Below are 9,681 nucleotides of genomic sequence, written 5' to 3'. Positions count from 1 at the left end.
CTTCGCACGCCTGCGCCCGCGCTACGGCGCGCGCGCGTTCGGCCCGTACATCGTCAGCATGAGCCGCAGCGCCGCCGACGCGCTGGCGGTGCTGGCGCTGGCACGCATCGCCGGCTGCCTCGACGGCGAAGGCCGCGTGCCGCTGGACGTCGCGCCGCTGTTCGAGACGGTGGACGACCTGGACGCCGCGGCCGACACGCTGCGCGCGCTGTTCGCCGATCCGGTCTACCGACAGCACCTCGCCGCGCGCGGCAACCGCCAGGTCGTGATGCTGGGTTACTCCGACAGCGCGAAGGATGGCGGCATGCTCGCCTCGCGCTGGGCACTGCAGCGTACGCAGATCGCGCTCACCACGCTCGCGCAGGAAAGCGGCGTGCGCATCGCGTTCTTCCACGGCCGCGGTGGTTCGATCAGCCGCGGCGGCGGCAAGACGGAACGTGCCGTGATCGCCGCACCGCGCGGTTCGGTCGACGGCTACCTGCGCCTGACCGAACAGGGCGAGGTGATTCATCGCAAGTACGGCATCCGCGCCATCGCGCTGCGCAACCTGGAACAGGCGACCGGCGCGGTGCTGCGCGCGACTCTGCGTCCACGCCCGCCCGAACCGCGCGAGGAACTGTGGCGCACCATCGCCGGCGAACTCGCGCGCGACTCGCGCACGCACTACCGCGCGCTGGTCCATGAGGACCCGGACTTCCCCGCGTATTTCCGCGCCGCCACGCCGATCGACGTGATCGAACGCCTGCGCATCGGCTCGCGTCCCAGCAAGCGCGCCGGTACCGGCGACGTGGGTTCGCTGCGCGCGATACCGTGGGTGTTCGCGTGGTCGCAGAACCGCGCCGGACTGACCGCGTGGTATGGCGTCGGCCGCGCGCTGCGCAATGGACTGGATCGCCATGGTCGCGACACGCTGGCCGAGATGGCGCGCGACTGGCCGTTCTTCGGCACCTTCATCGACGACCTGGAAATGATGCTGGCCAAGTCCGATCCCGGCATCTTCGAACGTTACTCGCTGCTGGCCGGAGAATTGCACGAGCGCTTCCATCCCGGCATCGCGGCGGAGTTCGACCGCACGCGCGATGCGGTACTTGCAATCAAGGGCAGCGACGAACTCCTCGCCGGCGACTACCGCCTGCGTCAGTCGATCCGCCTGCGCAATCCATATGTCGACCCGATCAGCCTGCTGCAGGTGGACCTGCTGGCCCGCTGGCGCGCCGCCGACCGCCCCGACGACGCGCTGTACCAGGCGCTGGTCGCGACCGTGAACGGCATCTCCGCAGGCATCCAGAACACGGGGTGAGGCTCGCCGCTTGCGCGGCATCGCCGCGCGGCGAGCCGAACGCCCGGCCATGGATGGCCGGGCCGGGCGATCCGAAGCCGATCGCGTGACGCCAGGGACGGCGGCGATTTCTCCAACGACATCGATGCACTGCGCGGCATCGCCGCGCGGCGAGCCAAACGCCCGGGTGAAGTCACGCCGCTTGCGCGGCACTGCCGCGCGCGTGGCTGAACGCCCGGCCATGGATGGCCGGGCCGGGCGATCCGAAGCCAGATGCGCGCCGCCAGGGACGGCAGCAGTTCCCCCAACGACATCGATGCACTGCGCGGCATTGCCGCGCGACCGACGCCATCTAACGCCAAAGCGGTAGCAGCGCCCCAACAAGCTCGATGCACACCCGAGACTCGCGGGGTCGCGAGCAAGCTCGCTCCTACGTTCAAGGCGTGGCAGACGCTTGCCATCGGGACCCTACTTCCCGCCATCGCACAGCGGGCATCGGATCGTCCGGTCCGGCTGTTCACGTTCAGACCTGCCGCGCGCGTGAACGAACGACGGCCATGGATAGACGGGCCGCGCCATCAGAAGCCGATCACGTGACGTCCGCGACGGCTGCAGTTCCCAGCGACAAAGCGTTCACTCGCGGTCCGCAACGTAGGAGCGAGCTTGCTCGCGACTCCAACGCATTCCTCGGTCACCCAGGCCATGTCCACCGCAGCTCAGGCCATCCGACGCAATACACCGTCGTGACAACAATCCGTCTGACGCGCCGCACCCGCACATGAACGCCGCGCCACACCGGCCCTGAACAAGCGCCACTAGACGCTTCAGACGCAAGAAGCTTCACGTCCGCCGCGCACCCACCGGCGTATTCTCGAATCGCCGCCACGGTGGAGGGCCGGCCATGAAACGCGCACTCACGATGCTGATCGCCGTTGGGCTGCTGGCCGGTTGCGCCACCACGCCCACGGTGTTCACCGACTACGATCCGGCCGTCAACTTCGGCCAGTACCAGACCTACCGCTGGACGCAGCAGCCGGAAGGCTTCTCGCCGCTGCAGACGCAGCGCTTCGTCGCTGCCGTGGACGCGAAGCTGCGCGAGCGCGGATGGACGCAGTCGCCCAATGCACAGGTCACCGTGGCAGGCCACATCGTCACCGAGCGTCGCGTGCGCGTGGACACCTGGAACAACGCGCCGATGTGGGGCGGATGGGGCTGGGGCAGTTGCTGCTGGGGACCGGGCTGGGGCCCGGGGTGGGGCGCGTGGGGCGGCTTCAACACCTCCACCACCGTGCGCAACTACACCTACGGCACGTTCGTGATCGACATGTTCGATGCACAGACGCAGCGTCCGCTGTGGCGCGGCATCGCGATGGGCACGGTCCCCGATTCGCCACTCGAACAGACCAACCGGTTGCAGCAGAGCGTCGATCGCATGTTCGCGCAGTTCCCGCCGAGTGCGGCGGCGCCACCTCTGCGTTGAATCCAGTCGCCGCTGACGGCTGGCGGCCGTCGTCCCGCTCAGGTACTCTACCCCAGTATTGTACCTGCGGACTTCCCGTGCCCCATTCCCCTGAAGAAAAGAAGCGCGTCCAGGCCCGCATCCGCCGCATCAAGGGGCAGGCGGATGCGCTGGAGCGCGCGCTCGAAGCCGGTGCCGACTGCGGCGCCGTGCTGCAGCAGATCGCCGCGATCCGCGGCGCGGTCAACGGGCTGATGTCGGAAGTGCTGGAAGCGCACATCCGCGAGGAATTCGGCCAGGCCGCCGAATCCCCGCAGCAGCGCGCCGCGCGCGTGACCGAACTCGCGGGGCTGGTCCGCTCGTACCTGAAGTGATTCGTTATTTCCGTTCATGCCAGGAGTTGCCATGAAAAGCCGTGCCGCCGTCGCCTTCGCCGCGGGCCAGCCGTTGCAGATCGTCGAGATCGACGTCGCCCCGCCCAGGGCCGGCGAAGTGCTGGTGAAGATCACCCACACCGGCGTGTGCCACACGGACGCGTTCACGCTCAGCGGCGACGATCCGGAAGGCCTGTTTCCCTGCGTGCTGGGCCACGAGGGCGCGGGCGTCGTCGTGGAAGTGGGCGAGGGCGTCACCAGCGTCAAGCCGGGCGACCACGTGATCCCGCTGTACACCGCCGAGTGCGGCCAATGCCTGTTCTGCAAGTCGGGCAAGACCAACCTCTGCGTCGCCGTGCGCGCCACGCAGGGCAAGGGCGTGATGCCCGACGGCACCACGCGCTTCTCGTACAACGGCCAGCCGCTGTACCACTACATGGGCTGCTCGACCTTCAGCGAATACACCGTCGTCGCCGAGGTCTCGCTGGCGAAGATCAATCCCGAAGCGAACCACGAGCACGTCTGCCTGCTCGGTTGCGGCGTCACGACGGGCATCGGCGCGGTGCACAACACCGCCAAGGTGCAGGAAGGCGATTCGGTGGCGGTGTTCGGCTTGGGCGGCATCGGCTTGGCGGTGATCCAGGGCGCGCGACAGGCGAAGGCGGGCCGCATCATCGCCATCGACACCAATCCGTCCAAGTTCGAACTCGCGCGCAGCATGGGTGCGACCGACTGCGTGAATCCGCAGGATCACGACAAGCCGATCCAGCAGGTGATCGTCGAGATGACCGGCTGGGGCGTGGACCACTCGTTCGAGTGCATCGGCAACGTCAACGTGATGCGCGCCGCGCTGGAATGCGCGCACCGCGGCTGGGGCCAGTCGGTGATCATCGGCGTCGCCGGCGCGGGGCAGGAAATCTCCACGCGCCCGTTCCAGCTGGTCACCGGCCGCAAGTGGATGGGCACCGCGTTTGGCGGCGTGAAGGGCCGTTCGCAGTTGCCGGGCATGGTTGAGGACGCGATGCGCGGCGACATCGAGCTGGCGCCGTTCGTGACGCACACGATGGAGCTGGACCGCATCAACGAAGCCTTCGATCTCATGCACGAGGGCAAATCGATCCGCTCGGTGATTCATTACTGAGAGGTTTGCCGCTGGCTGTCATTCCCGCGAAGGCGGGAATCCATGCTCGCGGGGCATCACCGCCGACGAAGGCCGGAATTGGCATGGGCAGTTGGATTCCCGCCTTCGCGGGAATGACGGCTAAAGGCAAGAGCGTCACGTTCTTCGAGTCCCGAGTCCCGAGTCCCGAGTCACCATTACGCATCCCGAAAAGCCCATGGAACGCATCGAACATCGCGCCTGCTTCGGCGGCTGGCAACACGTGTACCGGCACCATTCGAAATCGCTCGACTGCGAGACGACGTTCGGCGTGTACCTGCCGCCGCAGGCGGAGCAGCGCTCATGCCCGGTGCTGTACTGGCTGTCCGGACTGACCTGCACCGAGCAGAACTTCATCACCAAGGCGGGCGCGCAGCGTTATGCGGCCGAGCACGGCGTGATCATCGTCGCGCCGGACACCAGCCCGCGCGGGCCCGGCGTTGCCGACGCCGAGGGCTACGACTTGGGCGTCGGTGCCGGCTTCTACCTCGACGCCACGCAGGCGCCGTGGTCGAAGCACTACCGCATGTTCGACTACGTCTCGCGCGAGCTGCCGGACCTGATCGAGGCGCAATTCCCGGCGACGAAGGCACGCGCGATCAGCGGGCATTCGATGGGCGGACACGGTGCGTTGATCGTGGCGCTGAAGAATCCCGGACGCTACCGCAGCGTGTCGGCGTTTTCGCCGGTCGTCGCGCCTTCGCAGGTGCCATGGGGGCAGAAGGCGTTCGCGGCCTATCTGGGTGAGGACCGTGACGCGTGGAAGGCATGGGACGCGGCGGAACTGGTCGCCAGCGCGAGCGAGCGCCTGCCGCTATTGATCGACCAGGGCGAGGCGGACGAATTCCTGTCGACGCAGTTGCAGCCGCAGCGGCTGGTGGACGCGTGCACAGCCGCGGGGCATCCGATCGACCTGCGGATGCGTGCGGGATACGACCACAGTTATTACTTCATCGCCAGTTTCATCGGCGAGCATGTGGCGCATCATGCGGAGGCGTTGAGGCGTTGAGGCGTTGAGGCGTTGAGGCGTTGAGGCGTTAGGCGTTGAGGCGTTGAGGCGTTGAGGCGTTGAGGCGGTCAATTTTGTGCCGTTGCTTCCGGTCATCCTTGGGAGCGGATGCAGCCGCCTCGCTTTTGCTCGTCATCCCCGCGAAGGCGGGGATCCATGGACTTTTCACGCTTCACCGTTGTCCAGTCAGGAGCAACAGCCAAAGCTTCCGTCCGTCTAAAGCCGGCCGGGTCACTTTTCTTTGCTGACCCAAAGAAAAGTAACCAAAAGAAACGGTCTTCCCCGACACACCAATCCTACGACCGGAGACGGAGTCGGGGCCCCGCAAGTCGGCATCCATGCCTCCTTGCTCAGCGCCGCACATCCCTGTGCGGCGCCCTCCGGGTCTGGCGATGTGCAGGCTGTTCAACAGCAACAGCAACAACCACAACCTCGACCACGACGGAAAGAAAGCCGCAAGAACAACAACAGCAGCGACGCGAACTCCGCGACCCCAGCGGCCCCCTAGTTACCTGGGAAACCGAACCGTGAGCGGATGGCAGAAGTCAGCTGTATCCGCTTCTGCGTCTACGCCGACATGACCTGGACGCGGCGCCTTGCTCTTTGCTCGTCATCCCGCGAAGGCGGGGATCCATCGGTCAGCAACGGCAGCGTATGAAGCGCATTGGTGCCGCAGGACAGGCTCGTTGACGCCCATGCTTCACCGAATGACGTCACCTCGCCGAATAGCGCGGACCTGGAAGTCTGCGGGAAAACATCGGGAACGCGTCGTTAAACATGCGTGGCAGCTCGCCGACTCACACCACGCACACCAGCGCCCGCGCTCAACCTCCCTACGCCGACGTCACATCCCGCAATTCCCACGCGCTGCCCGCCAGCCAGCGCAGGCGCTGGCGCAGGATTTCGCCGGGGACGCTGGTGGTGGCGATCAGGTCGATGTGCAGGTCGTCCTGTTCGCCGCGTACGGTGGCGCCGGGATCGGTGGCGCCGAGCGACGGGTCGACGGCGTCGGGGTCGTCCTGCTGGCCTTTCCAGCGTTCGAACAGCGTCGGCTCGCGCAGGGCGGCTTCGAGTTGCTCGGCAAAACCTTCCGCGCTGACTGCGCTGAACGACAGCGATGCGTCGCTGCCGCGTGCGCGCTTGGCGTCGGGAAGCCGGATGTAGTAGCGGGCGGCCATCGCAGTGCTCCTGTGAGGAAGGACCTCAGTCTAGGACGCATGCACGTGCCTGCCCGTGAACGATCACGGAGCAGCGTAGGAGCGGGCTTGCTCGCGACCGTCGTTCCGAAGCGCTGATCGCCAGCAAGCTGGACTCCTGCGGGTGGGGTGACGAATGATCTAGGCCGTGAACTTCTGTCCTTCGGCCGCGAAGCCGACCACTACCGCGCCCTTGCCGACGTTGACCATGCCGGTGAGGCTCATGACGCTTTCGAACACCTCGACGTTGTTCGCCTGGCATGCATCGCGCAGCCGCTCGTAGCCGGGCAGCGCGCGCAGTTGTTCCAGTTCGCCGCCGTAGCTCAGGCACATCGTCGGGGTGAGCAATTCGTTGCGCTCCACGCGTTGCGAGACGTGTTCGAACAGCTTGGTTACGGCCGGTTCGAAGCCCTTGATCTTCGCCACCGGCCCGGTTTCGCCGCGGTTGGCGTGCAGCACCGGCTTGATGTCCAGCGCACTGCCCAGCGCGGCGCTGAGCAGGCCGACGCTGCGGTCGCCTTTGGCGCGTGCGCGATTGCGCAGGTAATAGAGGTCCGGCGGCACCATGTAGCCCTGCGTGTGCAGCGCCAGGTGTTCGAGGCGGGCACGGATCTTCGGTGCGCCCTCGCCCGCGGCGCGCAGGCGGATCGCTTCCACCGCGGTGATGCCCTGCGCGGCGAACAGGTTTTGCGTGTCGATCACGCGCAGCGCGAACGGCGTGGCGTTGCCGGCGGCGGCGCGCACGGCCTTGTAGTCGTTGAGGATGGCGAAGCTGGCCTGCTGCGCGTTGTCGAAGATCGGACTGCGCGTCTTGGTGATGGTCATGCAGAAGACGTAGTCGTAATCGATGACCAGCTTCTGCAGGAACAGGTCCTGGATCTGCTGCACCGTGTACGGCATGGTCTGCGCCTCGTGTCCGCGTTCGGCGACGTGCGCATGCAGGAACTCGAGGGTGGCCTCTTCGTTGCGATGGTCCGCGAGCACGGCGTCGCCGATGCGCACGGTGATGGGCAGCACGGTGACCTCGTGCTGCTCGAGGTACGGCAAAGGCAGGTCGCAGGCGGAGTCGACAACGAGTCCGATGCGCATGGTTCCCCTCCCGGAATGAGCGCTGGCGTTCGAAGTGTGACGGCCAGCATACCCGGTTGGAGGCATGCGTCGCGATGTGCAGTGCGTCAGGGTTACCGGCGGCGTTGCAGCCCCACCGGCAGGGCGCTCACGCGCTGCATCTCCTCGTCCTGCAGCACGGCGGGGTCGTGCAGCGCGGCCATGGCGAAGTCGAAGGCGTCGTTGCCCCAGAACAGCTCGCCATCCACGGCCAGCGTGGGCACGCCGTACACGCCGGCGGCGATGGCCTCGTCGGTGTTGGCGCGCAGGGCCGCCTTGGTCGCGTCCGCGTCCAGCGCCTCGGCCGGCACGTCCAGCGCCGCCATCAGCGGCACCAGTGCCTCCACGCTGTCGCCGGCCCGGCCCTGCGTCCACAGCCAGTCGAAGATGGAATCCACCGCCTCGGGCGTGTCGCCGGCGGCGATGCTCAGGCGCAGCGATGCGAGCGGATTGAACGGATGCGCAGGCGGGAAGCGCAGCGTCACGCCGGCCTGGCGCGCCAGCCACAGCACGTGGCGGTAGGTGAATTCACGCTTGCCGGGGATCTCGGCCGGACCCTTCTGTCCACGCGCGTCCAGCACCGCGGCAAACACGATCGGCACCAGCCGCACCGGTTCGCCGATCGCCTCGCGCTCGCGCACCAGCGGTTTTAGCCGCTGCCACTGCAGGTACGAGAAGGGCGAGATGAAGTCGAAGTACCAGCTCAACGGTGTCGGCGTCATGCGGTGTCCCCCGTCGATCGAATCTCCGATGCGTTCAGTGCCAGGCGCCCAGGATCAGGCCGTAAAGGCAGAACTGCACGATGTGGTAGCCGGCGTCGATCATCCACAGCTTCAGGCTGCGACCGGCGAATGCGTAGTTGATGCCGAAGCTCATCGCCACGAAGAACAGGCCGACCACGAAACCCGCGCCGAAGCCATCTGCGGCGGTGGCCTGGTTACCGAGGAACGTGGCGAACATCAGCGCCGCCAGCAGGCTGCACGCGAACGCGGTGGCGAATATGCGGCGGGGATGCGCGGGCGCGGCGTCGGGGTCGACACCCGCCTCGCGGCACCAGACGCGCTTGAACAGCGGGCCGTACCACAGCCCGCCCAAGACAAAGGCCGAGACGGCGGCGGCGATCACGGCCAGCCAGTTGAGGTCGATGTGCGGCGGGGTCATGGCGATCTGTGCAGTGGCGGGTGGAAGGCGCGCCCGAAGCTTGCAGGATACGGCCAGAGGGCCAGGGCGTCGCAGGGATTGCGTGGTCCCTGCTTGCAGGCGAGGGTTGGGAAGGGGGAAGTGCAGCGCGGGAACCTCGTCGTCGCATCGTTGTCTCGCGCGTCCCGCCCCTCACCCCAACCCCTCTCCCGAGCGCTCGCTGGCGGTGACGCCCACTGGTTCCTGCTCCCTCGCCTGCGTGCTGGTGAGGGTTGGGGAGGCGTGAAGTGCGGCGCGGGAACCTCGTCGCCGCATCGTGGCCTCGCACGTCCCGCCCCTCACCTCAACCCTTCTACCGGTAGGCGAAGGGCTCCATGGCTCAGCGTCCGGTCGGCGCCGGGTACGCCCGCGGCATACCGCCTTCCGCGGCGGGTACCGCGGTGCGCAGATAGCGGTCGCGCAGCTCGGTCTGGCGGCTGCGCATCTCGATCGCGCGGCCGTCCATCCACACTTGCAGGGCCACCGTGTTGACCTCCAGCGGGTCGCCGCTCCACAGCACCAGGTCGGCGCGCTTGCCGGGCGCGATGCTGCCGAGCCTGTCGGACACACCGAAGGTTTCCGCAGGGACGCGGGTCAGGCCGGCCAGCCCGTCTTCCCACGGCAGGCCGTTGGCCACGGCGTTGCCGGCCAGCTGGCGGATCTTGCGCGCGTTGTGCGAGGCATCGCCCGCCTGCGAGAAGCCCACCTGCACGCCGGCCGCACGCAGGCGTGCGGCGTTCTCCATGGTGGCGCCGATCTGGTCGAAGTCCGCCGGCAGGTTGCCCAGCGGGTCGACGAACACCGGCACCTTCGCGGACGCGAGCTGTGGCGCCACGCGCCAGGCTTCGGCGCCGCCGGCCACGGCCACGCGCACGTTGTGGCGGGCGGACCAGCGCAGCAGCTGGCGGATGTCGGCGGC

The 9,681-nt window shown here is 67.6% G+C and carries 10 protein-coding genes; 5 read left to right on the top strand and 5 right to left on the bottom strand.

The features are described from left to right. From VFE83_RS00455 to fghA, 5 genes are all read left to right on the top strand, one after another. Positions 1 to 1,300 (top strand): phosphoenolpyruvate carboxylase (locus tag VFE83_RS00455; RefSeq protein WP_324902898.1); only part of this gene is annotated, 1,300 nt, incomplete at its 5' end. Positions 1,301 to 2,180: 880 nt separating this feature from the next. Beyond that, complete coding sequence (locus VFE83_RS00450; protein WP_324902897.1) at positions 2,181 to 2,759, top strand: DUF4136 domain-containing protein; 579 nt, start codon at positions 2,181 to 2,183, stop codon at positions 2,757 to 2,759. Between the two features lie 77 nt (positions 2,760 to 2,836). Beyond that, positions 2,837 to 3,112: a formaldehyde-responsive transcriptional repressor FrmR gene (frmR, locus tag VFE83_RS00445; RefSeq protein WP_324902896.1), complete on the top strand. Its 276-nt coding sequence runs from the start codon at positions 2,837 to 2,839 to the stop codon at positions 3,110 to 3,112. Between the two features lie 31 nt (positions 3,113 to 3,143). Continuing rightward, positions 3,144 to 4,253 (top strand): S-(hydroxymethyl)glutathione dehydrogenase/class III alcohol dehydrogenase, encoded by a 1,110-nt coding sequence (locus VFE83_RS00440; RefSeq protein ID WP_324902895.1) that lies wholly within the window; start codon positions 3,144 to 3,146, stop codon positions 4,251 to 4,253. A gap of 196 nt (positions 4,254 to 4,449) precedes the next feature. Beyond that, complete coding sequence (fghA, locus tag VFE83_RS00435; protein ID WP_324902894.1) at positions 4,450 to 5,280, top strand: S-formylglutathione hydrolase; 831 nt, start codon at positions 4,450 to 4,452, stop codon at positions 5,278 to 5,280. Positions 5,281 to 6,113: 833 nt separating this feature from the next. On the opposite strand, the gene VFE83_RS00430 is transcribed toward fghA, so the two are convergent. From VFE83_RS00430 to VFE83_RS00410, 5 genes are all read right to left on the bottom strand, one after another. Beyond that, a complete protein-coding gene (locus tag VFE83_RS00430; RefSeq protein ID WP_324902893.1) occupies positions 6,114 to 6,458 on the bottom strand; it encodes a hypothetical protein in 345 nt (114 codons plus the stop codon). A 159-nt stretch (positions 6,459 to 6,617) separates the two neighbouring features. Then, complete coding sequence (locus VFE83_RS00425) at positions 6,618 to 7,565, bottom strand: DegV family protein (protein ID WP_324902892.1); 948 nt, start codon at positions 7,563 to 7,565, stop codon at positions 6,618 to 6,620. 92 nt (positions 7,566 to 7,657) lie between these two features. Next, on the bottom strand, positions 7,658 to 8,305 hold the full coding sequence (locus VFE83_RS00420; protein ID WP_324902891.1) for a 2-hydroxychromene-2-carboxylate isomerase: 648 nt from the start codon (positions 8,303 to 8,305) through the stop codon (positions 7,658 to 7,660). 34 nt (positions 8,306 to 8,339) lie between these two features. After that, a complete protein-coding gene (locus VFE83_RS00415; protein WP_324902890.1) occupies positions 8,340 to 8,744 on the bottom strand; it encodes a DUF1761 domain-containing protein in 405 nt (134 codons plus the stop codon). A gap of 358 nt (positions 8,745 to 9,102) precedes the next feature. After that, the coding region (locus VFE83_RS00410; RefSeq protein ID WP_324902889.1) for an amidohydrolase family protein at positions 9,103 to 9,681 on the bottom strand (579 nt) is incomplete at its 5' end.

Source organism: Lysobacter sp. (genome assembly GCF_035655815.1).
Taxonomy (GTDB): domain Bacteria; phylum Pseudomonadota; class Gammaproteobacteria; order Xanthomonadales; family Xanthomonadaceae; genus Lysobacter_J.
Note: the sequence above shows the minus strand (reverse complement) of the source record. Positions and strands in the feature narration are given on the sequence as shown.

Bases quoted from the DNA above. Each gene is read 5' to 3' on its own strand.
- VFE83_RS00430 (WP_324902893.1), bottom strand. From the start codon at position 6,458: ATGGCCGCCCGCTACTACATCCGGCTTCCCGACGCCAAGCGCGCACGC.
- VFE83_RS00425 (WP_324902892.1), bottom strand. From the start codon at position 7,565: ATGCGCATCGGACTCGTTGTCGACTCCGCCTGCGACCTGCCTTTGCCG.
- fghA (WP_324902894.1), top strand. From the start codon at position 4,450: ATGGAACGCATCGAACATCGCGCCTGCTTCGGCGGCTGGCAACACGTG.
- VFE83_RS00440 (WP_324902895.1), top strand. From the start codon at position 3,144: ATGAAAAGCCGTGCCGCCGTCGCCTTCGCCGCGGGCCAGCCGTTGCAG.
- VFE83_RS00450 (WP_324902897.1), top strand. From the start codon at position 2,181: ATGAAACGCGCACTCACGATGCTGATCGCCGTTGGGCTGCTGGCCGGT.
- VFE83_RS00415 (WP_324902890.1), bottom strand. From the start codon at position 8,744: ATGACCCCGCCGCACATCGACCTCAACTGGCTGGCCGTGATCGCCGCC.
- VFE83_RS00420 (WP_324902891.1), bottom strand. From the start codon at position 8,305: ATGACGCCGACACCGTTGAGCTGGTACTTCGACTTCATCTCGCCCTTC.